This window comes from Anatilimnocola floriformis, from assembly GCF_024256385.1.
GTDB classification, from domain to species: Bacteria; Planctomycetota; Planctomycetia; order Pirellulales; family Pirellulaceae; genus Anatilimnocola; species Anatilimnocola floriformis.
In genome coordinates this window covers 5,695,563-5,720,283 of sequence record NZ_JAMLFW010000001.1, presented here as the reverse complement: position 1 = coordinate 5,720,283, position 24,721 = coordinate 5,695,563, and the positions used below count along the sequence as shown (strand labels likewise).

General features: G+C 58.5%; 21 protein-coding genes and 3 tRNA genes. 20 read left to right on the top strand and 4 right to left on the bottom strand.

What is annotated here, in order from left to right; translation table 11 throughout:
• The first annotated feature begins 38 nt into the window (after positions 1-38).
• The 19 genes from M9Q49_RS22725 to fusA all read left to right on the top strand — a co-directional run bounded on the left by M9Q49_RS22725 (position 39) and on the right by fusA (position 21,175).
• Positions 39-109 (top strand) — tRNA-Gly (locus tag M9Q49_RS22725).
• Between the two features lie 41 nt (positions 110-150).
• Positions 151-223, top strand: a tRNA-Thr gene (locus tag M9Q49_RS22720).
• Positions 224-405: 182 nt separating this feature from the next.
• Complete coding sequence (tuf, locus tag M9Q49_RS22715) at positions 406-1,602, top strand: elongation factor Tu (protein WP_254511163.1); 1,197 nt, start codon at positions 406-408, stop codon at positions 1,600-1,602.
• Between the two features lie 140 nt (positions 1,603-1,742).
• Positions 1,743-1,815 (top strand) — tRNA-Trp (locus M9Q49_RS22710).
• 59 nt (positions 1,816-1,874) lie between these two features.
• The gene (gene secE, locus M9Q49_RS22705; RefSeq protein WP_254511161.1) at positions 1,875-2,315 is read left to right on the top strand and encodes a preprotein translocase subunit SecE; all 441 of its coding nucleotides are present in this window, start codon (positions 1,875-1,877) and stop codon (positions 2,313-2,315) included.
• Positions 2,316-2,340: 25 nt separating this feature from the next.
• Positions 2,341-3,219 (top strand): transcription termination/antitermination protein NusG, encoded by an 879-nt coding sequence (gene nusG / locus M9Q49_RS22700; protein WP_254511159.1) that lies wholly within the window; start codon positions 2,341-2,343, stop codon positions 3,217-3,219.
• Between the two features lie 75 nt (positions 3,220-3,294).
• Complete coding sequence (gene rplK, locus M9Q49_RS22695) at positions 3,295-3,726, top strand: 50S ribosomal protein L11 (protein WP_254511156.1); 432 nt, start codon at positions 3,295-3,297, stop codon at positions 3,724-3,726.
• Between the two features lie 169 nt (positions 3,727-3,895).
• Positions 3,896-4,579, top strand: a complete 684-nt coding sequence (gene rplA, locus M9Q49_RS22690) for a 50S ribosomal protein L1 (protein WP_254511155.1) — start codon at positions 3,896-3,898, stop codon at positions 4,577-4,579.
• Positions 4,580-4,620: 41 nt separating this feature from the next.
• Complete coding sequence (gene rplJ, locus M9Q49_RS22685; protein ID WP_254511153.1) at positions 4,621-5,175, top strand: 50S ribosomal protein L10; 555 nt, start codon at positions 4,621-4,623, stop codon at positions 5,173-5,175.
• Positions 5,176-5,306: 131 nt separating this feature from the next.
• Complete coding sequence (gene rplL, locus M9Q49_RS22680) at positions 5,307-5,696, top strand: 50S ribosomal protein L7/L12 (protein WP_254511151.1); 390 nt, start codon at positions 5,307-5,309, stop codon at positions 5,694-5,696.
• 504 nt (positions 5,697-6,200) lie between these two features.
• A complete protein-coding gene (rpoB, locus tag M9Q49_RS22675) occupies positions 6,201-9,923 on the top strand; it encodes a DNA-directed RNA polymerase subunit beta (RefSeq protein ID WP_254511150.1) in 3,723 nt (1,240 codons plus the stop codon).
• Positions 9,924-10,084: 161 nt separating this feature from the next.
• Positions 10,085-14,431, top strand: coding sequence for a DNA-directed RNA polymerase subunit beta' (gene rpoC / locus M9Q49_RS22670; protein ID WP_254511149.1), 4,347 nt, complete (start codon positions 10,085-10,087; stop codon positions 14,429-14,431).
• A gap of 186 nt (positions 14,432-14,617) precedes the next feature.
• Positions 14,618-15,343, top strand: coding sequence for a lysophospholipid acyltransferase family protein (locus tag M9Q49_RS22665; protein ID WP_254511148.1), 726 nt, complete (start codon positions 14,618-14,620; stop codon positions 15,341-15,343).
• 99 nt (positions 15,344-15,442) lie between these two features.
• Positions 15,443-15,709 carry an acyl carrier protein gene (locus M9Q49_RS22660; RefSeq protein WP_254511147.1) on the top strand — a complete coding sequence of 89 codons (267 nt, stop codon included), beginning with the start codon at positions 15,443-15,445 and terminating at the stop codon, positions 15,707-15,709.
• An 82-nt stretch (positions 15,710-15,791) separates the two neighbouring features.
• Positions 15,792-16,580 carry a beta-ketoacyl synthase N-terminal-like domain-containing protein gene (locus tag M9Q49_RS22655; protein WP_254511146.1) on the top strand — a complete coding sequence of 263 codons (789 nt, stop codon included), beginning with the start codon at positions 15,792-15,794 and terminating at the stop codon, positions 16,578-16,580.
• A gap of 30 nt (positions 16,581-16,610) precedes the next feature.
• Positions 16,611-17,813, top strand: a complete 1,203-nt coding sequence (locus M9Q49_RS22650) for a beta-ketoacyl-[acyl-carrier-protein] synthase family protein (RefSeq protein ID WP_254511145.1) — start codon at positions 16,611-16,613, stop codon at positions 17,811-17,813.
• A gap of 164 nt (positions 17,814-17,977) precedes the next feature.
• Entirely contained in the window at positions 17,978-18,346 is a 369-nt protein-coding gene (rpsL, locus tag M9Q49_RS22645) for a 30S ribosomal protein S12 (RefSeq protein ID WP_254511143.1), read from the top strand.
• A gap of 92 nt (positions 18,347-18,438) precedes the next feature.
• The gene (gene rpsG, locus M9Q49_RS22640; RefSeq protein WP_254511142.1) at positions 18,439-18,909 is read left to right on the top strand and encodes a 30S ribosomal protein S7; all 471 of its coding nucleotides are present in this window, start codon (positions 18,439-18,441) and stop codon (positions 18,907-18,909) included.
• 172 nt (positions 18,910-19,081) lie between these two features.
• Positions 19,082-21,175 carry an elongation factor G gene (fusA, locus tag M9Q49_RS22635; RefSeq protein ID WP_254511141.1) on the top strand — a complete coding sequence of 698 codons (2,094 nt, stop codon included), beginning with the start codon at positions 19,082-19,084 and terminating at the stop codon, positions 21,173-21,175.
• Between the two features lies 1 nt (position 21,176).
• On the opposite strand, the gene M9Q49_RS22630 is transcribed toward fusA, so the two are convergent.
• Both M9Q49_RS22630 and M9Q49_RS35530 read right to left on the bottom strand, forming a co-directional pair.
• Positions 21,177-21,563 (bottom strand): type II toxin-antitoxin system VapC family toxin, encoded by a 387-nt coding sequence (locus M9Q49_RS22630; protein ID WP_254511140.1) that lies wholly within the window; start codon positions 21,561-21,563, stop codon positions 21,177-21,179.
• On the bottom strand, positions 21,560-21,685 hold the full coding sequence (locus tag M9Q49_RS35530) for a hypothetical protein (RefSeq protein WP_261365087.1): 126 nt from the start codon (positions 21,683-21,685) through the stop codon (positions 21,560-21,562). Before M9Q49_RS35530 ends, M9Q49_RS22630 begins: the two co-directional genes overlap by 4 nt.
• Positions 21,686-21,923: 238 nt before the next feature.
• Between M9Q49_RS35530 and M9Q49_RS22625 the strand changes: the two genes are divergently transcribed.
• The gene (locus M9Q49_RS22625; RefSeq protein WP_254511139.1) at positions 21,924-22,970 is read left to right on the top strand and encodes a sugar phosphate isomerase/epimerase family protein; all 1,047 of its coding nucleotides are present in this window, start codon (positions 21,924-21,926) and stop codon (positions 22,968-22,970) included.
• Positions 22,971-22,993: 23 nt separating this feature from the next.
• Here the strand turns inward: M9Q49_RS22625 and M9Q49_RS22620 are convergent, their stop codons facing one another.
• Together M9Q49_RS22620 and M9Q49_RS22615 are read right to left on the bottom strand one after the other, a co-directional pair.
• Positions 22,994-23,437 (bottom strand): hypothetical protein, encoded by a 444-nt coding sequence (locus M9Q49_RS22620; RefSeq protein WP_254511138.1) that lies wholly within the window; start codon positions 23,435-23,437, stop codon positions 22,994-22,996.
• A 28-nt stretch (positions 23,438-23,465) separates the two neighbouring features.
• The gene (locus M9Q49_RS22615; protein WP_254511137.1) at positions 23,466-24,719 is read right to left on the bottom strand and encodes a PQQ-binding-like beta-propeller repeat protein; all 1,254 of its coding nucleotides are present in this window, start codon (positions 24,717-24,719) and stop codon (positions 23,466-23,468) included.
• Positions 24,720-24,721 lie beyond the last annotated feature (2 nt).

Sequence of the window (24,721 nt, the reverse complement as noted above, 5' to 3'; positions counted from 1 at the left end):
GATAGGCGGTTAAGAAGAACGGAATCGAGTCGGTTGATGCGGGTGTAGCTCAATGGTAGAGCAACAGCCTTCCAAGCTGATGACGAGGGTTCGATTCCCTTCACCCGCTCTTTCGGATAGATGGATGGTTGGTTGATTTGGTTTGGATAAGCTGCTGTAGCTCAGTTGGTAGAGCACTTCCTTGGTAAGGAAGAGGTCTCGGGTTCAAGTCCCGACAGCAGCTCTAGTGATCGGACTCCTGGCGTCGCGAGTTTTGCGAGGAGTACCTCGTGGTTTCCTGTGGGGCATTGCCGTGCGTGTCGCGGAATGTGCCCCGTGGTGAAAACCCCGCGAAGTCCGTATCCTAATTGACAGCAATTCGGGTTTTAGGCATCGATTCACAAAGTAATGTAGGTGTAGAAAGCAATGGCCAAGGAAACTTTTCAGCGGACCAAGCCGCACTGCAACGTCGGCACGATCGGCCACATTGACCACGGCAAGACCACCACGACTGCGGCTCTCCTCTCGGTGTGCGCCGCGAAGGGTTTGGCTCAAAAGAAGGAGTATTCGGACATCGCCAAGGGTGGTACGGTTCGTGACTCTACGAAGACCGTGACCATCGCCGTGGCTCACGTCGAATACGAAACCGAAAAGCGCCACTACGCTCACATCGACTGCCCCGGCCACGCCGACTTTATCAAGAACATGATCACCGGCGCTGCCCAGATGGACGGCGCGATCCTGGTCGTGTCGGCTGCTGACGGCCCGATGCCGCAAACTCGCGAACACGTGCTGTTGGCCCGTCAGGTTGATGTGCCGGCTCTCGTCGTGTTCCTCAACAAGATCGACCTCGTCGATGATCCGGATCTTCTCGAGCTCGTCGAGATGGAAATTCGCGAGCTGCTCAATAAGAACGGCTTCCCTGGCGACGACATTCCGATCGTTCGTGGTTCGTCGCTGCCGGCTTACGAAAATCCGACCGATCCGAAGTCGCGTAAGTGCATCGAAGACCTGCTCGACGCGATCGACAGCTACATTCCCCAGCCGAAGCGCGAAGAAGACAAGCCGTTCCTCATGGCTGTCGAAGACGTGTTCTCGATCGAAGGTCGCGGTACTGTCGCCACCGGTCGTATCGAGCGCGGTATGGTCAAGGTCGGTGACGAAGTTCAGATCATTGGTCTGAGCAAGGAACCGCAGAAGACGATCGTTACGGGCGTCGAAATGTTCCGCAAGGAACTCGGCGAAGGTCGTGCAGGGGACAACGTCGGTTGCTTGCTCCGTGGTGTTCGCCGCGAAGATATCGAACGTGGCCAGGTGCTCGCGAAGATCAATTCGATCACGCCGCACACCAAGTTCGAAGCTGAAGTTTACTGCTTGTCGAAGGAAGAAGGCGGCCGTCACACGCCGTTCTTCAGCGGTTATCGCCCGCAATTTTACTTCCGTACTACGGACGTGACCGGCACCGCCGATCTGGTTGGCGCCGACATGTGCATGCCTGGCGACAACGTCAAGGTTGTGGTCACGCTGCACAAGCCCATCGCCATGGATGATGGTATCCGCTTCGCTATTCGCGAAGGTGGTAAGACCGTCGGTTCGGGCGTTGTGACCAAGGTTCTTGAGTAGTTATTCATCTGCGGGTCGCAATCGTCATTTTTGGGGTGTTGCGACTGCTGGCGGATAGTTAAGTTATGCGTTGACTGTGACAGCTGGCAAGTTCTAGCTGTCTACGCTGCCCGGGCCCTTCGCGGTCCGGGTATTTGCTTAGGGGTGTAGCTCAATTGGTAGAGCACTGGTCTCCAAAACCAGCGGTTGGGGGTTCGATTCCCTTCGCCCCTGCTGAAATGCACTGCGGCTAAGGCAAGGCTGCCGCGGCCAAATGATTGGATCAACAACCAATGTCAAAAGATAAAGCGCCGACGATGGGGAGTGTCTTCCTACAAGAATTAACGAGTGTTGCGCTGTACAAGCGTAGCCAGGGGCGGATGGCGCGGCAGATTACCTGCCTGGTGATCTGGCTCGTCCTGGCGATTGGCTGTTGGCGGATGTCGGCGGCGGTTCTCAATCGTATGGAAGCGCCGGTACGCTACGGTGTGCCTGCTGCAATTCTGGTCGTCGGCATGTGGATCGCTTATCGCTTGGTCAACTATCCGCCCTTTGCGGACTTTTTGATTGCGGTCGAAGCGGAAATGAACAAGGTCTCGTGGCCGACGTGGCGCGAGTTGTCGCGGAGCACGGTGGTTGTGATCGTTTTGATTGTGGGGCTCACGGCGGTGCTCTTCAGTCTCGACGCGATTTTCCAGTTCCTGTTGCAGACCTTAGGCGTAACCCCCAGGTAATTAAGAAGCAGTTGTTGCCCTGGCGTTGGCATTGAATACCGGTGAAGGCTTGAACATGTATCCCGACAGCCCCGAAAATCCCGAACCAGTTGCCCCGGAAGAAGCCGGTGCCGCCGCCGTCGGGCCCGGTACGTCTAGCGATCCGGTTCCGCCGGTCGAGCCCGTCGCGGCTACTGCCGATAATCCGGCTCCTGAATCTTCTCCTTCTCCGGAGGTTGCAGCCGCTGCCAGCCAGACTGGCGATGAGCCGGCTGCAGTTGTTGCCGAAGCCGAAGAGGAAGAAGTCGAAGACGAGCCCGAGGTCGAATATCCCGCGCAAGATCCGCTGGAGTTCATCGACGAATCGCAGGCCGACAATAACCTGCAGTTCGATTGGTACATTCTCAAAATTCAAGTCAACCGCGAAGACTCGATCCGCGATGCCTTGCTCCGCCGCATCAAAATGAACGGCGTAGAGCGGTACTTCAAGGAAGTCGTGGTTCCGACGGAAGACGTCGCTGAGTTCACCAAGACCGGCAAACGTCGTGTCGTGAAGAAGAAGCTCTATCCGGGCTACTTGCTCATCAACATGGCCGTCAATGACGAGTCGTGGTTTGCGATTCGCGAAACGGCGGGCATTGGTGACTTCACCGGTTCGGGCGGCAAGCCCACGCCGATGTTGACGCGCGATGTCGAGCAGATTCTGCGGAAGAGCAAGGTGCTCACCGACGAAGCCACGCCGGTCAAGTCGACCATTCCGTTCAAGAAGGGCGACAAGGTTCGAGTCAAGGAAGGCAATTTCCAGAACTTCGACGGCGAAGTTGGCGGTGTCGATCAAGCCAACGGGCGCGTCAAGGTTCTTATTCAGATTTTTGGGCGGACCACGGAAGTCGAGTTCCAGCACTGGCAGATTGAACTCGTGTAACGGTTGCTCCCTGGTCTTTTACCATCAATCCGATCTCCATCAAATTTCCATTTTGTTTCGTGAAGGCAGCAGGTCATGGCTAAGGTCAAGCAAGTCAAGGGTCAGGCGAAGTTTCAGGTGACGGGTGGCCAGGCGACTCCCGCGCCGCCAGTTGGTACCTCGCTCGGTAAGTTCGGTATCAATCTCGGGCAGTTCGTGTCGCAGTTCAACGAACGAACCCGCGAGTTCATGGGGATTCCGATTCCCGTGGTTGTGACCGTTTATGACGATCGCTCGTTCGAATTCATCACTAAGAGCCCGCCGGCCTCGGCCCTCCTGAAAATGGCTGCCGGTTGTGCCAAGGGCGCCGGCGTCCCGAACAAGGACAAAGTGGGCAAGGTGACGAAGAAGCAACTGCTGGAAATCGTCAAGAAGAAGGAAGACGTGCTGAATTCGACCGATCCAGAGCGTGCTGCTCGGATGATCGAAGGAACTGCCCGCAGCATGGGCATTGTGGTCGAAGGCTAGGGCCTTTGCAGTGTCTTGTGCCAGGCAACGAGTGCGGCTCGCGTCGCATTTCTGCTTTCGTCACTGGATTTTATCGTCGTAGGCCTTGCTCACTTTTTGACAGGCCGCTAGGATACTCGATTCCCCATAAGTCGCCTTTCTGCGAGGAGAGCCCGGGGCTCTCTGTTTCATGCCAAAGCAATCGAAGCGTTTTCGTGCCCTGCTCAAGGTCGCTCCGCCGACCAAGGATACTGTTTCCTTGGATAGGGCCGTCGAGCGTTTGAAGCAGTTTGGCAACACCAAATTCGACCAGGCGATCGAGATCCATATGCGTCTCGGCGTCGATCCCAAGCAGGCCGACCAGATCGTCCGCGGCAGCGTTGTGTTGCCGCACGGTATTGGCAAGGCTCAGCGGGTGCTGGTGTTTGCCAAGGGTGACTTGGCTGCCGCGGCGACTGCTGCTGGTGCTGATTTCGTTGGTCAAGAAGACTTGGCCACGAAGGTCAAGGATGGCTGGACGGATTTTGATGTCTGCATCGCCGCTCCGGACATGATGGGCCTGGTTGGTCCTCTCGGCCGCGTGCTCGGTCCGCGTGGCTTGATGCCGTCGCCTCGTGCTGGCACTGTCACGCCTGATGTGGCCAGGGTCGTCAAGGAATACAAGGCTGGTAAGGTTGAGTTCCGCAATGACAACGGCGGCATCGTGCATGCCATCGTCGGCAAGGCGAGCTTTGATGCTCCGAAGCTCAAAGAAAACATTGAAGCCTTCGTGCACTACGTAGTGGGTCTCAAGCCCAATTCGGTGAAGGGTGTGTACGTGAAGAGCGTTGCCCTGTGTGCCACGATGAGCCCTTCGGTTCGCATCGCAGTCTAATTTGTTGAGCAGTGCTGGTTTTTAGAAATTGAAGTGCTGGAATGAGCAAGACACTCAAGCGACTGATTACCGAAGAAATCAAGCAGCGGTTGTCCGGCGTCACTGACGCTGTTGTGGTCAATGTGATTGGCCTCGACTCGCTGAATACCTACAACCTGCGGCGCGACCTGCGTAAGAAGGGTTTGAGCCTGCTGGTTGTGAAGTCGAGCCTGGCTGCTCGTGCCACTGAAGGCACTTCCCTGGCTCCGGCTTTCGAAGGAAGCTCGGGCAGTGTCGCCGTTGTTTACGGCGGTGAGGATTTCATCTCTCTGGCTAAAGAGATGGTGGCGATACACAAGAAGCCGGAATATGAGAAGGTCGAGTCGCGCGGCGGCGTGATGGACGGCGAGAAGCTCTCGCCCGAGAAGCTCAAGGAAGTGGCGAAGTGGCCGAATCGCGTCGGTCAGATCAGCTTGCTGCTGGGGCAGATTTTGTCGCCCGGGGCGCAGCTGTTGTCGCAAATCAATGCCCCTGGTGGGGCGCTCCAGAGCCAGTTCAAGAAGCTGTCGGAAAAGGCAGCCGAAGGCAAAGATGGCGGCGAACCCGCTGCCAGCTAATTGGCTCGTTGTTTAATACAAAGTCGCCCACTGCGTTTGGTTGGGCGTTTGGCAATTCGTGGTTTTCAGCGGTGAAAGCGGCCGGTGCTTGTTGCATCAGCCGGCCGCAGGTTTTGAAAGGGTTCTGAGTCATGGCTGAAGTTGACATTAATGCATTGGGTGATCAGATCGCCAACCTCACGCTGAAGCAAGCGAAGGAATTGAGCGACTACATCAAGGAAACGTACAAGATCGAGCCAGCCGCTGGTGGCGGTGTGATGATGGCCGCTCCTGCCGGTGACGGTGGTGGCGCTGCCGCTCCTGCAGCTCAGACTGAGTTCGACGTCGTTCTGACCGCCGCTGGCGACAAGAAGCTGGAAGTCGTGAAGGTGGTCAAGGCCATCACCGGCGTTTCGCTGATGGACGCCAAGAAGCTGGTCGACGCCCCGCCGGCGAAGATCAAGGAAAAGGCTTCGAAGGCTGACGCCGACAAGGCCAAGGCTGAACTCGAAGCAGCTGGTGCCACGGTCGAGCTGAAGTAGTTCGGCTTGGGTGAGCTCAAGTAGTTCGCCAGCTTGACTTTTCGTCGAGCAGCATTTGGCAAAAAAGCGGGGGCCCCCACTGGCCCCCGGATTGTTTTACGCGTACGCTTAACCAGAGCGGATGTTGTTTCTTTATCTGTTGCTTCTAAACCTCGGCGCCGCAGGTGGTTTTTTGCTATCGCGGCTCAGGCAGGCAGAGTTGATTAGAACCCCGGACCCATCCAGCGGTTTTTCGCTACTGGACAGGAGCGGGGTTGTATTGCGCGCCGATGTCGCGTTGCTCTTTGCTTTCGTGGCAGCAGGTTTTCCCTCGTTTAGATCACCCCGTTTGTGTCGGGCGGGCTGCATTCCTGTAGTGGGAAATATGCGGCGCGACCCGATTCGTTATTTCCGGGCATGCCCGGATCGTTGCCGGGAGTACCCGGTTCGTTCTCGCTGATAGATCACGGATGACGGTCGGCGGCTAGCTGTCCATATTTCTCCAATTGGGAGTGTTCTCGGCTTATGGCAATCCCTACCCAGCGCCGCATTATTCCTCGCGAAACTCGTCTCTTTGGCTCGGGCCGTGAGCAGCACCCGATTCCGAATCTGACGATGATTCAAACCGACAGTTATGCGGCTTTCTTACAGGAAGAAGTCTCTTCCGAGAAGCGCAAAGACCACGGTTTGGAATCGGTGCTGCGCGAGATCTTTCCGGTAGAGAGCTACGACAAGACGATCAAGCTCGAATACCTCCGCTACGAGCTCGGCAAGCCGCGCTACACGCCCGACGAATGCCGCCAACTTCGGCTTACTTACGGCAAGCCGTTTCATGTGTCGCTCCGGCTGAACAAAGAGCAGCCGATTGAAGAATCGGTTTACCTCGGCGACATTCCGGTGATGCTCGGCGGCGGTGAGTTCATCATCAACGGCGCCGAGCGCGTCGTCGTCAGCCAGTTGCACCGCAGCCCCGGCGTCGACTTTGTGATGGAGCTCGAAGGGACGAGCGATCGCAAGTTGCCGTCGTGCCGTATCATTCCTGAGCGCGGCAGCTGGATTGAAGTCAATGTCACGAAGAAAGAAGCCCTCAACGTTCGTATCGATCAAAGTGGCAAGTTCAGCGCGGTGACGTTGCTCCGCGCGATGAGCCCGAAGTACAGCACCGACACCGACCTGATCCGCGCGTTCTATGAAACGACGATCGAGAAGATCAGTGACGGCCGGAGCGTGGTGAAGGTCGAAGGCAAGATTTCGGTCGATGACGTTTGCTATCCGGTCGGTTCCGACCGTGCCGGCGAAATCATCGTCGAGGCCGGCCACAAGATCACCAAGACGCAAGCCGAAATCATCTGCACGTCGGGCGTGACCAAAGTCGAGGTTTGCCCGGTGCCGAAGGTGCAGGTGGTGTTCAACAGCCTGGCCGAAGATGCCACCAGCAGCCACGAAGAAGCCTTGCTGCGGATTTATCAGCGGCTTCGTCCGGGCAATCCTCCGCAGCTGGAAAAAGCCCGCACGCTGTTCAATGAAAAGTTTTTCGACGTCAACCGCTATCGCCTCGGCCGCGTCGGTCGCTTCCGCCTCAACCGCAAGTTGAAGCAAGAAGTCGCCGACAAGGAAATGACGCTGCGGCCCGAAGATTTGATCTCGGCCGTGAAGTACCTGATCGACTTGCTCGAAGGAAACGACCGGGCCCAGATCGACGACATCGATCACCTCGGCAATCGTCGTCTCCGCACGATCGACGAACTGGCAGCCGATGAACTCCGCAAGGGTTTCCTCAAGCTGCGTCGTACGGTGCAAGAACGCATGAGCCTCAAGGACCTTGAGGACATGACGCCGCGGAGCCTGGTCAATCCGAAGAGCATCTCGGCTGCCATCGAATACTTCTTTGGCCGTGGTGAGCTCTCGCAAGTGGTCGACCAGACCAATCCGCTGTCGCAGTTGACTCACGAACGTCGTCTGTCGGCGCTCGGCCCAGGTGGTTTGAATCGTAAGCGTGCGGGCTTCGAAGTCCGCGACGTTCACATTTCTCACTACGGCCGCATTTGCCCGATCGAGACGCCTGAAGGTACGAACATCGGCCTCATCAGCAGCCTCGCGATCTACGCGAGCGTCGATGAGTACGGCTTCCTTGTGTCGCCGTACCGCAAGGTGGCGAAGGGGAAGTTGACCGACGAAATCCTGTGGCTGCGAGCCGACGAAGAAGCCGACGCCTACGTGGCGCCGTGCGATACCAAGGTCGAAGACAATCGCATCGTCCCTGGCCCGTCGCTGATCGCTCGTCACCGTTCCGACTTCGAAATCGTCACGCCCGAGCAGGTGTCGTTTATCGACGTTGCCCCGAGCCAGATGGTGGGTGTGTCGGCTGGTTTGATTCCGTTCCTCGAACATGACGATGCCAACCGCGCGCTCATGGGTTCGAACATGCAACGCCAAGCCGTGCCGCTGCTCGTTACCGAGCCGCCGATCGTCGGCACGGGCATGGAACTCGACGTCGCTCGCAACAGCTCGATGGTCGTCCGCGCCAAACGGGCCGGCAAGATTTCGTATGCCGATGCGACTCGCATCGAAATCGGCAGCGACATCTACCACATGCGTAAGTTCCAGGGCCTGAACGAACGGACCTGCCTCAACCAAAAGCCGATCATCAACGTCGGCGACAAGGTCGAGAAGAACCAAGTGCTGGCGGATGGCCCTGCGACTTACAAGGGCGAGCTGGCCCTCGGCCGCAACGTGCTCGTCGGCTTCATGTCGTTCGATGGGTACAACTACGAAGACGCGATCATCATCAGCCAAGAGCTGGTGCAGAACGACACCTACACTTCGATTCACATCGAAGAGTTTGACGTCGAAATTCGCGAAACCAAGCTTGGCCGCGAAGAGTTCACGCGCGACATTCCGAATGTCAGCGAAAAGGCTCTCCGCAACCTCGACGAGAGCGGCATCGTCCGCGTCGGCACTTACGTGAAGCCGGGCGACATCCTCGTCGGTAAGGTTTCGCCGAAGAGCAAGACCGAACTCACGCCGGAAGAAAAACTGCTGCACGCGATCTTTGGTCGCGCTGGCGAAGATGTGAAGAACGATTCGCTGGAAGTGCCTTCGGGCATCGAAGGGATCGTGATCGACACGCAGAAGTTCTCGCGCCGCATGAGCTTGTCGGAAGATGAGCGCAAGAAGTTCGAAAAGGAACTGAAGGACGCGGAAACCGAAGGGAACAAGTGGGTTTCGCAGGCCTTCACCACGCTCGTCGAAGAGCTCGAAGGAATCATCGGCAAGACGCTGACCGATGAAGACGGCACCCCGCTGGCCAAGGATCAGGATCCGAAGTTCATCGCCGAAAAGGCCGCGAACTTCCGCCTGTCGGTCCACACCAGCAAGATGCGCAGCGAAGACAAAATCGCCGAAGCCGAAAAGGCTTACAAGGTGCATTGGCCGAACGTCGAACTGGCGACCGACAACCGCGACCGTAAGCTGAACAGCATGAAGCGCGGCGATGAGCTTCGCAGCGGCGTGTTGCAGATGGTCAAGGTCTACATCGCGACGAAGCGGGTGATCTCGGTCGGCGATAAGATGGCCGGACGCCACGGTAACAAGGGTGTGATCGCGAAAATCCTGCCGGTCGAAGACATGCCGTTCCTGCCGGACGGCACGAGCTTGCAGATCATGCTCAATCCGCTGGGCGTGCCTTCGCGTATGAACGTCGGTCAAATTCTCGAGACCCACTTGGGCTGGGCCGCTGCGGCGCTCGGTTTCCAGGCGGTTACTCCGGTGTTTGACGGCGCCACGGAACAGGACATCAACAAGTGCCTGGCCAATGCCAAGTTGCCAGCCCACGGCAAGCAACGGCTGCAAGATGGCCGGACCGGCGACCTGCTCCAGCAGGAAACGACGGTCGGTTACATCTACATGCTCAAGCTGCACCATCTCGTCGACGACAAGGTGCATGCCCGTAGCACAGGTCCGTACTCGCTCATTACTCAGCAACCGCTGGGTGGTAAGGCCCGCTTCGGCGGTCAACGATTCGGTGAAATGGAAGTCTGGGCGCTCGAAGCCTATGGTGCTGCCTACATTCTGCAGGAGCTCCTCACGGTTAAGAGCGACGACGTGGAAGGACGCACGAAGATCTACGAATCGATGGTGAAGGGAGAAAACACACTCGAAGCCGGAACGCCCGCCAGCTTCGAAGTGCTTTGCAACGAAATCCGCGGGCTGGCCCTGAACATCCAATTGGAGAAACGACGCGTGTGACGTGGCTCTGAGTTTCCTCAGTAGCAACGTCGTTTGCTGGGGCAAATGAATCCATTCGCCCCAGCCGTGCTGCGACCTCGCAGCAAACACCCCAGTCCCAGTTATCCATTCGAGCCAGTTAGCAACGCACCAGCAGCACCGGTGCAATTTAGGAGCAAGAAATGTCGAACGCGTCCATCGGCGACACCAATTACGACCGCATTAATGACTACGCTTCGGTCAAGATCAGCCTGGCCCGGCCGCACGATATCCGTAGCTGGTCCTTCGGCGAAGTGAAGAAGCCGGAAACGATCAACTACCGCACGTATCGTCCCGAAAAGGACGGCTTGTTCTGCGAACGCATCTTCGGACCTGAAAAGGACTGGGAATGCGCCTGCGGCAAGTACCGCGGCATGAAGTACAAGGGGATGATCTGCGATCGCTGCGGCGTGAAAGTCACGCACAGCCGCGTCCGCCGCAAGCGGATGGGTCACATCGAACTGGCCGCGCCGGTCGTGCACATCTGGTTCTTCAAAGCCATGCCGAGCCGCCTCGGCAACCTGCTGGATATGAAGACCAGCAGCTTGGAAAAGGTGATCTACTTCCAGGACTACGTGGTTGTGAATCCGGGTTCGACCAACCTGGAACGCGAACAACTGCTGACCGAAGAAGAATATCGCGACGCCCGCGCTCAGTACGGCGAAGGTTCGTTCGAAGCCGACATGGGCGCCGAAGCGGTGCGCAAGCTCCTCGGTGGTCTGAACCTGGTCGAGCTGTCGGACACGCTCCGTAAGAATCTGTTCGAAACCAACTCGAAGCAGAAGAAGAAAGACCTCATCAATCGGCTGAAGATCGTCGAATCGATCCGCGACAGCGAAAACCGTCCCGAGTGGATGGTGCTCGACGTCGTGCCGGTCATTCCGCCGGATCTGCGTCCGCTGGTGCTCCTCGACAGCGGCAACTTTGCGACGAGCGATCTCAACGATCTGTATCGCCGCATCATCAACCGCAACAACCGCCTGCGGAAGCTGGTCGATCTGAACGCGCCGGAAGTCATCATTCGCAACGAAAAGCGGATGCTGCAACAATCGGTCGACGCTCTGTTCGACAACAACCGCTGCAAGCGGCCGGTGCTCGGTTCGAGCAATCGCCCTCTCAAGTCCCTCACGGACATGATCAAGGGTAAGCAAGGTCGTTTCCGCGAAAACCTGCTCGGTAAGCGCGTCGATTACTCGGCCCGCTCCGTCATCGTGGTCGGTCCGCGTCTTCGCCTGCATCAGTGCGGTCTGCCGAAGAAGATCGCCCTCGAACTCTATCAGCCGTTCATCATTCGCAAGCTCAAGGAACTCGGCCACGCCGATACCATCAAGAGCGCGAAGAAGATGCTCGAACGGAAGGACGAGGAAGTTTGGGATATCCTCGAATCGGCCATTCAGAATCACCCGGTGATGCTGAATCGTGCTCCCACGCTCCACCGCATGGGTATTATGGCCTTCGAACCGGTGCTGGTCGAAGGTAACGCCATCCACCTGCATCCGCTGGTGTGCAAAGGTTTCAATGCCGACTTCGACGGCGATCAAATGGCGGTGCACTTGCCGCTGTCGATCGAAGCCCAGGTCGAAGCTCACACGCTGTTGTTGTCGCCGCACAACATCTTTGCCCCGAGCAACGGCCGCCCGATCATGAGCCCTTCGCAGGACATGGTTATGGGTTGCTACTACGTAACTGTCGAACTTCCCGGCTTAAAGGGTGAAGGCATGACCTTCGCTTCGGCCGGCGAAGCCGAAATGGCTTTCGCGATGGGCAAGATCCACCTGCACGCCAAGGTGAAGGTGCGCTTGCCGAAGTGGCAAAAGCTGAAGACCGAAGGTGATGAAAAGCACAAGTCAGGCGCCATCATCAATACCACCTACGGCCGCATGGTGTTCAACAACATCCTGCCCAAGGGGATGGACTTCTACAACAAGGCGATGAAGGGTTCGGACCTGGCGAGCTGCATCAGCGACTGCTACCAAGCACTCGGCCGCAAGCCGACGATCCAGCTGCTCGACGACATGATGCAGCTCGGCTTCCGCGAAGCGACTCGCAGCGGTCTATCGTTCGGCACCGACGATCTGGTGACACCTGATACCAAGGTCAACCACATCAGCGACGCCGAAAAGAAGGTCATGCGGTTCAAGAAGCTGTATGAACGTGGCGTGATCACGGAAAAAGAACGCTACAACCAGGTGCTCGACACCTGGACGCACGCTCGCGAAGCGATCACGAGCGAAATGCGTGAAGCGATGCGTACCGACGACCGCGGCGGTCACGGTTACGTTAACCCGGTGTACTTGATGGCGGACTCGGGTGCCCGAGGTGGTATCGAACAAATCCGTCAGCTAGCCGGCATGCGTGGTCTTATGGCCAAGCCGACCGGTGAAATTATCGAAACGCCGATCAAGTCGAACTTCCGCGAAGGTTTGACGGTGCTCGAGTACTTCAGCTCGACGCACGGTGCCCGCAAGGGTCTCGCCGATACGGCCCTCAAGACGGCCGACTCGGGTTACCTCACGCGTAAGCTGGCCGACGTCGCGCAGAACGTGGTCGTCACGACCTACGACTGCAAGACGACCCAGGGCATTACCAAGGGGACGATCTATCGCGGCGAAAAGGTGGAAGTGAAGCTGTCCGCAGCCATTCATGGTCGCGTCAGCCGCCAGAGCATCGTCAATCCGATCACCGACGAAGCCGTGGTGAAGGAAAACGAGCTCATCACTCCCGAAGTCGCCAAGCGGATCGAAGACATGGGCTTGGAGAAGATCCAAGTTCGCAGCTCGATGACCTGCGAAGCTCCGCTCGGCGTGTGCCGGCTGTGCTACGGCATGGATCTCGCGACCGGTTCGATGGTCGAAGAAGGCATGGCCGTCGGTATCATCGCCGCTCAGTCGATCGGCGAACCTGGTACTCAGCTGACCATGCGTACGTTCCACATCGGTGGTACGCACACCGGTCAAGTCGAAGAGCACGAAACCAAGTCGAAGCGCGAAGGTATCGTCAAGCTGACCCGCATTCGTTCGGCGAAGAACGAAGAAGGTCAGGACGTGGTCCTCACTCGTAACGGCGAAATCACGCTGCTCGATCCGAAGGGCCGCGAACTCGAGAAGTACGACGTGCCGAACGGTGCCATCCTCAAGGTGGCCGAAAACGAGGCGGTCAAGGTAGGTCAGGTACTGCTCGAATGGGATCCGCACTCGATTCCGATTCTCGCCGAAGTCGCGGGCAAGGTCCGCTACGAAGACGTGATCGAAGGCGAAACGCTGCGTGTCGAAAAGGACACAAGCGGCAACATGCGGCGGATGATCATGGATCACAAGGGTGAGCTCCACCCGCAGATCGTGATCGAAGATGCCGAAGGCAAGCCGGTCGAAGTTTACTACCTGCCGGAACGAGCCCACATCGTGGTCGAAGAAGGCAAGATCGTGAAAGCCGGCTCGGTCCTCGGTAAGACGCCTCGCGAAGCCACGGGCATCGCCGACATCACCGGTGGTTTGCCGCGGGTTACGGAAATCTTCGAAGCTCGCAAGCCGAAGGATCCAGCCGTTATGGCCGAGGTCGATGGCATTGTCGAAATCCTGCAAGAGAAGCGGCGTGGCAAGCGGACGATCATCGTCCGCAGCGAAAGCGGCATCGAACGCGAACACCTCGTGCCACACGGCAAGCGGTTCCTCGTGCATGCCGGCGACCATGTGAAGGCCGGCCAGGCCCTCGTCGATGGTCCGCTCGTGCCGCACGACATCCTCCGGATTTCGGGCGAAGAAGCCCTGCAGCAATACCTGCTGCACGAAATTCAGGGTGTGTATCGCAGCCAACGCGTGGAAATCAACGACAAGCACATCGAAATCATCGTGGCTCGCATGCTGCGTAAGGTCCGCATCGAAACCTCGGGCGACACCAGCTTGTTGCCGGGCCTCGTGATGGACCGCTTCGATTTCCGCTCGGTCAACACGAACCTGTCGAAGTGCCTCAAGATCTCCGACAAGGGAGATTCGGAGTACGCCGATGGTTCGATCGTGCCGAAGGAAGCCATCGAACAGACCAACACGGGCATCGAGTCGCTGCATGGCAAGGCAGCCAAGGGCGTGAAGCCGAAGAGCGCGACTGCGAGCACGCAGTTGCTCGGCATCACCAAGGCAGCCGTGCAAAGCAGCAGCTTTATCTCGGCTGCGAGCTTCCAAGAAACCACGAAGGTTCTCACCGAAGCGGCTCTGGCCGGCAAGGTCGACCATCTCGTGGGCCTCAAGGAAAACGTGATCCTCGGTCACTTGATTCCTGCTGGTACTGGCTTCCGTCAGTTCCAGGACTCGGAAGTTCGTTACCGTCCGGAAGCCCTCACTGCCATGTCGCTCGAGAAGGACAAGGTGCTCGAATCGGCCTTCCCGCTGCTCGCCCAAGGCGACGGCAATGGCAACAGTGGAGCACAGGCCCCTGGCACCAAGCCGGCCCCGAGCAACGCCCTGGAATCGCTCCTCGGCGGTGGCAAGGAATAAACCTGGTACTCAGCTCGCTCTGCGAGATGATCACTAACCAATCCGAAGGACGGTCGATGCAAATCGACCGTCCTTTTTTCGTATCGTCAGCACCACTGAATCGCTAGCAACTGAACTGATCTTGCCACGTCCGCCCGGATCGATCAAAACGCCATCCTCGATCCGTCCTTTAGTCGTCGCGCCCCTATGAAACTTCGTAATCGTTGGCTAATCAAATTCCTCTCTGCCGGAGTCGCGGCGCTGGTTTGGTGCTGGCTGCGGACGATGCGTTTTTCCCGGTTCAGTGTCGACGGCCGTCACCATCCCTCGAATCCTGCCAGCGAGCAGTACTTGTATGCGCTGTGGCATGAGGCGCATCTCGGGCCGCTGTGCGATCCGGGGCAATGCAAGGTTCTCATTAGTCAGCATGCCGACGGCGAGTGGATTGCGCAGGTCTGTCAGTGGCTGGGGCTGGGAGTCATTCGCGGTTCCACCACGCGTGGCGGTTGCCAGGCAGTGCATTCGATGATTCAGGAGTGCGGCTCGAACAACAACATCGTCGTCACGCCCGATGGCCCGCGCGGCCCTCGTCGGCAGATGCAATCGGGCGCGGTCTGGGTCTCTTCGACCACGGGCATTCCCGTTGTGCTCTTGGGCATTGGTTACTCGCGCGCCTGGCGGGCCAATAGTTGGGATCGCTTTGCGGTGCCGGTTCCCGGCAGTCACATCTGCGCGGTTGCCAGCGCACCGGTTTGCATTCCGCCTGATCTCGATCGCGCCGGCTTGGAACACTGGCGGCTGCACTTGGAAGCGGAACTGGAACGCGTGAGCGGACTGGCCGAGGAGTGGGCCGCCCGCGTTCGCGTGCAAGGCAGAAATGCCGCTCCACCGGAAATGCCAGCACAGCCAGCAGCGAACAAGAAGGCCGCCTGACGCACGGCTGCGCGAAAAACTCAGGTATCCCATTTGGGCCATCTTTGGTATTCCTATTGTTGGCAAGGATTACCATTTGAGTTCAGGAAAGGGATTTCCATGGATCGTCAGGCCATTCGCGCGAGCTTGCTGGAACTGCTGCAACTCGAAACGTTTGAATCAGTAGATCACGTCACCGACGCCACCAATTTACGCACCGGCTTGAAGATTGATTCGGTCGACTTGCTCAGCATGGCGCTGCACGCCGAACGCAAATTCGGCATCGCGATTGGCTCCGATGAATTCGAAGGCGTGAAGACCTTCGGCGACCTGCTCAATCTCTTGCAAGCCAAGATCGCCGCCCGGCCGAAGACCAAGGCCGCCTGATTTTTGCCTGGCCATTCCAGCCCTGCTCGCATGACGCGGTCAGCGGCAGCTACCTCTTCGCAATGGATTGCGCGGTGTCCTCATGACTTTCGGCTCGGCTATTCAAGTGATGGGCTGGGGTTACGCGCGAATGCAACTGGCGGAATTCGCCGGACTGCGGCGTTCGCTGCCGGCATGGGCTGTGGAAGGCACACCTGGCCACTTCTTCAAGCACGCCGATGAGCAGTCGATGCTCGCGGCGCAGGCCGTCGATGACGCAATCCAGCGGCATGGGTTCGATCCGAAGTCGTTGGCGAAGTTTGGTGTGCTCGCGGCTCCCCGTTTTCTCGGCCGAGCGGCCGGCGAAGCGGTCATTCGCCGCTACCGCCGCGATGGCGCGCAGGGAGTCACGCCGCACATCATCTCGCAGCACTCGCTGCACAGCGTATCGGGTGCCATCAGCGTGCTGCTCGGCTGCCAAGGCCCGAACGTGGGCGTCGGCGGCGGGCCTCATGTGCTAGACGATGCGTTCGTCACGCTGCTCACCATGTTTGGCCAGTTGGATATCCCCGGCGTGTTGCTGGTCGGCACCGGTTGGGATCCCGAACCGATTATCGATCAGACGGGCAATTGCACGAACGAGCCAGAGTGTTTTGCCTTTGCCCTCATTGCTCAGCCTGCGGGTCAGGAAAGGTGTGGTTCATTGCAACTGCGCACGGAATCGAGCGCCGCAACGACTCATCCAGAAATCACCACGCCGCAACTCGTTCGCCAACTGCAAGCGGCCGACGTCAAGCGACAGCCACTGCAGCTGACTTGGAACTTGAATTGGGGCGCAGCGATCGAGGTGGAATTGGCGCAGCCGGCGCAGTCGTTGGTTCGGGCGGCATAGTCGAACGAGTTCATTTTTAAAAGAAGCAACATGACTGCACCTCGCGTTTGGATTACTGGCGTTGGCCTGACGACGTCTTTGGGCTCGGATCGCGAGACCTTCAGCGACAACTTGCTGGCCGGGCGCTCGCCGGTGCAGATCGTGGTCGACCGTGTCGGCGATCACGAGTTTCGCTCGCCCGGCTGCTTGTTGCCGCCGATCCCCGTGCCGGCAGGCTGGACGGAGAGCGACTTCCGCAAATTGTTGCCCGGAGAACAAGCCGCGCTCTGGAGTTGTTCGTCGGCGCTCGCCGATGCAGGTTGGTTGAATCGCGACGACGTGCGAATTGGAATCGTGCTTGGTTGCGGCGGCGAATGGGTGAATCACTGGGAGAACGACTGCGCTGTCGGCGGTAATGATCTCTACGAATCGCGCGAGACAGAATCGATCGTCAGTTTGACCCGGGCTCGGCTCGGACTGCGTGGTCCCAGCAGCACTGTCGCGGCTGCCTGTGCCAGCGGCAACTATGCGCTCGCCGTGGCCCGCAATTGGATTCAGCAGGGCTTGGTCGATGTCTGTGTGGCCGGGGCGGTGGAAGTCGTCACGCCGATCTGCCGCGCGACGTTTCATAACCTGCGGGCGCTGTCGCGCAACGTGGACAACTTTCAGCGAGCCTCGCGGCCGTTCGATAAGGAACGCCATGGCTTTGTGATGGCCGAGGGAGCCGTCGCGCACGTCTTGGAATCGGAGCATGTAGCCCGCCGTCGCGGCGCCAACGTGCTCGCTGAAGTGGCTGGCTTTGGGGCGTCGAGCGATGCCTTTCACATGATTATTCCCAGCAAGGATCCACAGCCCGCGATGACCGCAATGCGGGGCGCGCTGGTCGATGCTCAGATCACGCCCGACCAGGTCAGCTACGTGAACGCGCACGCCCCGGGCACCTCGGTTGGCGACGACGCCGAGGCTCGAGCCCTGATGGGCGTCTTCGGCGCGCACACGGCATCGACCCCGGTTAGCTCGACCAAGAGCATCACCGGCCATCTGCTGAGTGCGGCTGCTTCGCTCGAGGCCCTTGCTAGCATTACCGCCATCCAGCGGCAGGCTCTTCCCCCGACCATCAATTTGGACGACCCGGAGCACGAGCTCTGCCATATCCGCAACCAGAGCCAGGCGGCAGATGTGCGGGTTGTGATGTCAAATTCGTTCGGTTTTGGGGGTAGTAACACGAGTTTGGTGCTGCGGAAGGTGGCTTAGCAACTGCCGAGAGCCCCGGACCATTTCCCCTGGCTGCGTGTGGGACTCTTTTCCTCAAACACACCCCGAAAAGGCCGTCACCTTGCCTTGACAGCCCTGGCCAGACTGATAGGCTATTGGATTCCCCTGACCCTGAAAGTTCAGAGACAGTAAGAAACGTACGTATGCCCACGATCAATCAATTGGTCCGCAAACCACGCCGCCAGAAGCGCGTGTTCAGCAAGTCGCCCGTGCTGGAGAAGAACCCCTTCAAGCAGGGCGTGTGCTTGATTGTGCGCACCATGACTCCCAAGAAGCCGAACTCGGCTCTGCGGAAGATCACTCGCGTGCGCCTCAGCACCGGTCGCGAAGTGACCGTGTACATCCCAGGCGAAGGTCACAACCTGCAAGAACACTCGATCGTGCTCGTGCGTGGTGGCCGTATTCGCGATCTACCGGGTGTGCGCTATCACGTCGTCCGCGGCGTCCGCGATACGCTGGGCGTTTCGGGCCGCAAACAGGCCCGCAGTAAGTACGGGGCTAAGGGAAGCTAAGCTAATCGCTGCTCGTCCCCAGATCATTTCACCGCCGTGAATTGCACGGCGGATTGCTTTCAACAATTCAACGCCTTTGTTTCGGATTTTGTATGGGCAAGATTACTGCCAGTGCGACCACCCTCAAGCCGGATCCACGTTATCGTTCGGTCCTGGCCGGCAAGTTCATCAACTGCTTGATGTTCAGCGGTAAGAAGAGCGTCGCTCAGGTGCTCTTCTACGACGCGCTCGACCAGATCAAGGAAAAGATTCCGGACAAGGAACCGATCGAGGTCTTCCACGCTGCCGTCGAAAACGTGAAGCCCTACGTCGAAGTTCGCAGCCGCCGCGTCGGTGGTGCTGCTTACCAGGTTCCGATGCAGGTCAATCGTAACCGTCAGCAATCGCTGGCCATCCGCTGGATTCTCGCTGCTTGCCGCGAGAAGAAGGGTCGCCCGATGTTCCAAAAGCTGGCCGACGAACTGATGGCCGCCTACAACAAGGAAGGCGTCGCCTTCACCAAGCGCGAAAACGTGCACCGCATGGCCGACGCCAACAAGGCGTTCGCTCACTTCGCCTGGTAGTCAATCTGATAAACTTAAAGCCGCGGCGCGTGTAAACGATTCGCGGCTTTTTCGTGCGCCGACGGAAAGCAGTTCTGAGTTCTGAGTTTTGAGTTCTGAGACAAGACAGCAACTCATCCTCTTTCTGTCTCAGGACTCAAAACTCAAAACTCAGAACTGAATTGATCCAGCCATGGCTTCTCGTACTCTCGAAAAAATCCGCAACATCGGCATCATTGCCCACATCGACGCCGGCAAGACCACGGTTACGGAGAAGATGTTGTTTTACAGCGGCGCCAAGCACCGTCCGGGCGGCGTCGATTTGGGAACGACGACGACCGACGACGATGCCGAAGAGCAGGAACGCGGCATCACGATCTACGCCGCGTGCGTGACGTTCAACTGGAAGGACATCGTCGTCAATCTGCTCGATACTCCCGGCCACGTCGACTTCACGGCCGAGGTCGAGCGTTGCCTGCGTGTGCTCGATGGCGCTGTCGTGGTTTTCAGTGCTCGCGAAGGTGTCGAAGCGCAGAGCGAAACTGTCTGGCGACAAGCCGACAAATACAAAGTGCCGCGGATCTGCTTCATCAACAAGCTCGACCGCGAAGGAGCCAACTTCGAAGCCGTCGTCGGTCAGATCACCGACCGGCTGAACGGCAATCCGCTGGTCATCGCCATTCCGGTCGGCATCGGCCCGGCGCACTATCCCAGCCCGTTTCGCGGTGTGATCGATCTCGTGGAAATGAAGTGCATCACCTTCCCCGCCGATCCGCTTGTTCGCGAGATCTACGTCGGCGAAATTCCGGAAGATCACGCGCTCGATGCCGCCGCCTGGCGCGAACAGATGCTCGAAAAGCTCTACAGCTTTAGCAACGAGATGATGAGTCTCGCACTCGAAGAAAAACCGATCCCGCCGGAACTGATCCGCAAAACGCTCCGCGAAGCGACGCTGGCGATGCAGATTCAGCCGGTCTTATGCGGCAGTGCGCTGCACGGCATGGGTGTGCAACCTGTGCTCGACGCAGTCGGCTACTATTTGCCCAGCCCGGCTGACATGCCGCCCGTCGAAGGCGAAGCCGTCGGCGATAAGAAGAAAAAATCTGCGACGGATAAGCGCGCACCAAAACCCGACGAGCCGTTCTGCGGCTTGGTGTTCAAGGTGCTGCCGGCGAAGACGGGCGACATGCACTGGGTCCGCGTTTATTCGGGCGTGCTCAAGTCGAACTCGCGCGTGCTGAATCCCGGCAAAGACATCAAAGAGAACGTCGCGCAGCTGTGGCACATTCATGCGACCCGCAAGGAAGAGCAAGTCGACGAGGCCCGCTGCGGCGACATCGTCGGCATCATCGGCCTGCGGCAGTCGATCACCGGCGATACGATCTGTGACACGCGCGAGCCTATCCTGCTTGAAACGATCAAGTTCCCCGAGACGGTTATCTCGATGGCGATCGAGCCCGAGAACAGCACCGAACGGAAGAAGCTCAACGACACGCTCGACATGCTCAAGCGGCAGGACCCGACGCTCTCGGTCATCTCCGGCGAAACCGGCCAAACGCTGATCAGCGGCATGGGTGAATTGCATCTCGAAGTGGTGAAGAACCGCCTGCTGCGTGACTTTGCGCTCAACGTGAAGTTCCACAAGCCGCAGGTGAGCTATCGCGAGTCGATCGATCACGCGGTGGAAGTCGTTGGGGAATGCAACCGCCTGATCAACGGCAAACAGTTGTTTGCGAAAGTCCGGCTCAAGATGGAACCGGTCAGCGGGGCAGCTTCGCCGGTGCAGGTCCTCAATTTCAATCCTGTTGATGGCGTGCCAGCGGAGCTGATGACCGTTGCCGTCGATGAACTCAAGGGCAAGGGCGAAGGGGGCGGTTTGATCGCGGGTTTCCCACTGATCAAGATCCGCGTGAGCGTGCTGGGTGGCGAGTGGAACCCGGAACAAACCACCGACGTCGCCATGAAAGTCGCGGCCGCCGATGCCTTCGAAAAGGGACTCGAGCAGGGAGGCAGGGTCCTGCTCGAGCCGATCATGAAGCTCGACATCGTCACCCCCGACGATTACCACGGCGACTTCGTCGGCGACCTGCAACGCCGCCGCGCGATCATTTCTCGCACCGACAACCGTGGCACGCTCACCACCATCGAAGCCCACGCACCGCTGAAAGAACTCTTCGGCTATTCCTCAGCGATGCGCAGCCTGAGCCAAGGCCGCGCCAGTTGCTCGATGGAACCCCTCATGTACGCTCCGGCGCCGCCCGAAGTGGTGAAGACGTTTGAGATGTAGGTTAGCTCAGGCAACGAACGGGATACTGCCGAAGCGTCTGATCAGCAGTTACCAGAATGCGCTGATCTTGAATCGCCTGCGCAACGATGATTCGGTCAAATGGATCGCGATGCAACAATGGAAGTTTCGCGAGTTCGACAATCGCTTCCTCATTGATGGGTAGCGAACTGATCTGATGACTCTCGCGTGCGGCTGGAAGAAACATCTCGGCAGGCCCTGGCAACGGCAGTTTGCCGATTTGGAACTTGATCGTTGCTTCCCAAATCGAAGCAACACTCAAGGCCACATCGGCCGAATTGTCCGTGATCGCGACATGCCACGCCCTCGGTAACCGGGGGTCACCAGCGATCAGCCAAAGAAAAATCTGCGTATCTAGTAGCAACTTCATTGCAGGTTAAAGTCGCGCAGGATTTCATCCGGCAGCGGTGCATCGAAATCATCTGGCACAACGAACTGACCAGCGCACAAGCCCGAGGGACGGCGAACTTCAGCAGGGCGAATCTCGGCCACTGCCTTCTCTCCATCCAAGACAAGCAGAGTCTCGCCTGCTGCGACTCGGCGCATTAGTTCCAGGGGGTTGGCGTTTAACTCGGAAAGGGAGACAGTGGTCATACCTATATTCTATCTTGCAAAGTCTCGTAAGTAAGCGCTAGCTGCCCGCACCGCAGCTTTCGCTGCGCCGAGACAGACAGTACGCTGCGCCGTATCGACCTTCCCTCTCCGCGAAATAGCCCGAGGAAACTGCGCTATGACTGCCTCTTCTGATGACTCGCTCGCCGCGCAAAGCTCGCTCAGCCGTCGCGAAATCTTCGCTTACTCGGCGGCGTTTGGTACTTCGTTTTTGGCAACGCAAGGTTTGCTCGCCGATGATAAGACGAAAACGCCGGGACCGGCTTCGGTCGGTGGAAATGCGAAGCCGACGAAGCGATACGAGATGAAGAAGTCGATCAATCTCTGGGCGTTGCCGTATCCGCAGAAGATGTCCCTCGTCGAGTGTTTCAAGCTTTGCAAGGACGCCGGTTTTGATGCGGTCGAAGTGAATTACGCACTCGACGGCGACTTGTCGCCCGATTCAACTCCCGAGCAGATCAAAGCGATCGGCGAACAGGCCCGCCGCATCGGCATCGAGATCAGCGGCGTGTGCTCGTTTCTCTTTTGGCCCTATGCGTTCACGCACGAGGATCCCGATCGCCGTAAGAAGGGCGTAGAGCTCGCATTGAAGATGATCGAAGCCGCTCGCCTGGTCGGCACCGAGAACCTGCTCTGCGTGCCGGGCTCCGTCTACGCGCCGTGGATTCCCGACGAACCGCCCGTCGCTCACGACGTAGCGCTCGCGCGCGCGACCGAAGGAGTGAAGAAGATGCTCCCCGCGGCCGAGAAAAATCAGGTTTACATCAACATCGAAAACATCTTCGCCAACGGCTTTCTGCACAGCCCGCAAGAGATCAACCAGTTCGTCGACTCATTCCACAGCAAGTGGGTGAAGGTTCACTTCGATACTGGCAACATCATGCAGTATCACTTCCCGGAGCACTGGATCCCGCAGCTTGGTAAACGAATCCAGAACATTCACCTTAAGGAGTACAGCAAAAAGGTGCATGAGTTCAACCTCAACACCTTCCGCTTACTTCTCGACGGCACGACGAACTGGCCCGCGGTCCTCGAAGCACTCGACCAGACCAGCTATCGCGGCTATCTCACGTTCGAATACTTCAACCCATTCCCGCACTGGCCTGAAGCGATTGTCTATCACACCAGCGATGCGATGGATCGGATGCTGGGACGGAAGGCGTAGGTCGAGCGCGTGAGTAAGCCATCTCAGCGGTAAACGGGCACAATACCGAATCGCCGTGGATCACGTTTGGAAACGCCCATCAGCTCTTGCGATTCCCCTTCCGACAGATCGTCGACGAAGAGTCGGATCCACGCGCAGCTCCAGGCATACGCGAGGACCAGTTGGCCGTGGTGGGCATGGGCCGTAATTCCACTAGAAGAGCCCGGAGCCTGGTACTGCAGCGTCACCCAATCTCTGTGACGCTCAACATGGAGCGGTTTGGTTACGCGGATGACTTCCTCGATATCTGCCCCTGCGCGAAAGCGTCGGAAGTGAAACTCTCTCCAAGCCGCAGGGCACTCTTTGGCCATCGCGCTGTAGGAATTCAATCCTGCGAGGCTGTAAACGCGGTAGTGCGAGGCCAGATAACCGAGGCAGACCAAGGCCGCGATCAGCAGCAACACAGCGCCGCGCAACAGCATTTTCACGATTGGCTGCATAGCTGCCAGAATTCCCTTATTCTCCCACGCGCAAGCAAATCAACTTTCCTTGGCCCGCCTCCGTAGTTCGCGTCAGGTAGCGACCTTGCGAGAGGGCCGGCAGCGGCCGCAGGATGTTGTGGCTGGGATCACGTGGGCGAGCGACCGTGAATGTTGCCAGTTCGCGGTAGCCATCGGGCGATGCAGCGACTAGCACTAATTCACCGCTGACTTTGGTGAGCAGCAGTTTGTCGCCGACGAGAATGGCGTGGGCGATGCCGAAGTCGGGCTTCTCCCACTTTACCTTGCCCGTCTTGGCATTGATGCAGCGTAGGGCTCCTGCTGGTGGCTGATCTTCACGCCCATGGATGCCATAGAGATAGCCGTCGCGATAAACGGGGGTCGCATACTGACTGCTAAGAGTGTCGCCGTCTTGCCAACGAACTTCGGCAGGTGAGGCGACCGTGGCCAGCACGGCGTCGATGTTATAGCTCGCAGTAAGAAACACCTGGCCGTCGAACACAATCGGAGTGGCAGCGTTCACCGTCGGCCCGCGCTTGCCGAAAGGGAGCAGCGGGCTGGTCTTGCCGGTTGCTGGATCGACGAGCAATGCGTTGAGTCGCGTAACGAACAACCCTTGTTCCTTGCCGCCGACGGTGACCGAAGTCGGCGCTGCGTAGCTCGCTCCCTCGTTGCTCGACTGCCAGGCCGTTTTGCCAGTCTTCACGTCAACGCCGACGAGCCCCGCTCCGCGACCGCCGATGTTCGTAACGACATAATCGCCGATCACCAGCGGCGTGCTTCCCGCACCAAAGTAGCCTTCATCCCCGGCGTAGTCGGCCATCAGGCTGCGCGACCAGAGTTCCTCGCCTTTGTCGAGCGAAACACAGTGCAAGTCGCCGGCAGCGCCGTAGACAAACACGCGGCCGTCCTTCACAACGGGCACGCAGCGCGGCCCTTTGTCGCTATCGATACCGCCGCTATAGGTCGCGATAAACTCTGCCTTCCACAGCGGCTTGCCGGTGGTCAGGTCGATGGCTTCGACGATTTCCTGGTCTTCGCGGCGATGAAACACAATCACGCGCTTGCCGACAACGGCGGGGCCGGCGTAGCCGCTGCCGAGTGAGTAACTCCATTCCGACTTCGGCCCTGCGGCCGGCCAAGTATCGAACAGCTTTTCTTTTTCCGCCTGGCCGTTACGCTGCGGCCCGAGAATCTGTGGCCAATCGCCGGCCTGAGCTTGCCTGACTATCGCCAGCAACAACAACGCAACCAGCGAGAGGCGATTCATTT

Coding starts and splice junctions, on each gene's coding strand:
- tuf (WP_254511163.1), top strand. CDS start 406: ATGGCCAAGGAAACTTTTCAGCGGACCAAGCCGCACTGCAACGTCGGC.
- secE (WP_254511161.1), top strand. CDS start 1,875: ATGTCAAAAGATAAAGCGCCGACGATGGGGAGTGTCTTCCTACAAGAA.
- rplK (WP_254511156.1), top strand. CDS start 3,295: ATGGCTAAGGTCAAGCAAGTCAAGGGTCAGGCGAAGTTTCAGGTGACG.
- rplA (WP_254511155.1), top strand. CDS start 3,896: ATGCCAAAGCAATCGAAGCGTTTTCGTGCCCTGCTCAAGGTCGCTCCG.
- rplJ (WP_254511153.1), top strand. CDS start 4,621: ATGAGCAAGACACTCAAGCGACTGATTACCGAAGAAATCAAGCAGCGG.
- rplL (WP_254511151.1), top strand. CDS start 5,307: ATGGCTGAAGTTGACATTAATGCATTGGGTGATCAGATCGCCAACCTC.
- rpoB (WP_254511150.1), top strand. CDS start 6,201: ATGGCAATCCCTACCCAGCGCCGCATTATTCCTCGCGAAACTCGTCTC.
- rpoC (WP_254511149.1), top strand. CDS start 10,085: ATGTCGAACGCGTCCATCGGCGACACCAATTACGACCGCATTAATGAC.
- M9Q49_RS22665 (WP_254511148.1), top strand. CDS start 14,618: ATGAAACTTCGTAATCGTTGGCTAATCAAATTCCTCTCTGCCGGAGTC.
- M9Q49_RS22660 (WP_254511147.1), top strand. CDS start 15,443: ATGGATCGTCAGGCCATTCGCGCGAGCTTGCTGGAACTGCTGCAACTC.
- M9Q49_RS22655 (WP_254511146.1), top strand. CDS start 15,792: ATGACTTTCGGCTCGGCTATTCAAGTGATGGGCTGGGGTTACGCGCGA.
- M9Q49_RS22650 (WP_254511145.1), top strand. CDS start 16,611: ATGACTGCACCTCGCGTTTGGATTACTGGCGTTGGCCTGACGACGTCT.
- rpsL (WP_254511143.1), top strand. CDS start 17,978: ATGCCCACGATCAATCAATTGGTCCGCAAACCACGCCGCCAGAAGCGC.
- rpsG (WP_254511142.1), top strand. CDS start 18,439: ATGGGCAAGATTACTGCCAGTGCGACCACCCTCAAGCCGGATCCACGT.
- fusA (WP_254511141.1), top strand. CDS start 19,082: ATGGCTTCTCGTACTCTCGAAAAAATCCGCAACATCGGCATCATTGCC.
- M9Q49_RS22630 (WP_254511140.1), bottom strand. CDS start 21,563: ATGAAGTTGCTACTAGATACGCAGATTTTTCTTTGGCTGATCGCTGGT.
- M9Q49_RS22625 (WP_254511139.1), top strand. CDS start 21,924: ATGACTGCCTCTTCTGATGACTCGCTCGCCGCGCAAAGCTCGCTCAGC.
- M9Q49_RS22615 (WP_254511137.1), bottom strand. CDS start 24,719: ATGAATCGCCTCTCGCTGGTTGCGTTGTTGTTGCTGGCGATAGTCAGG.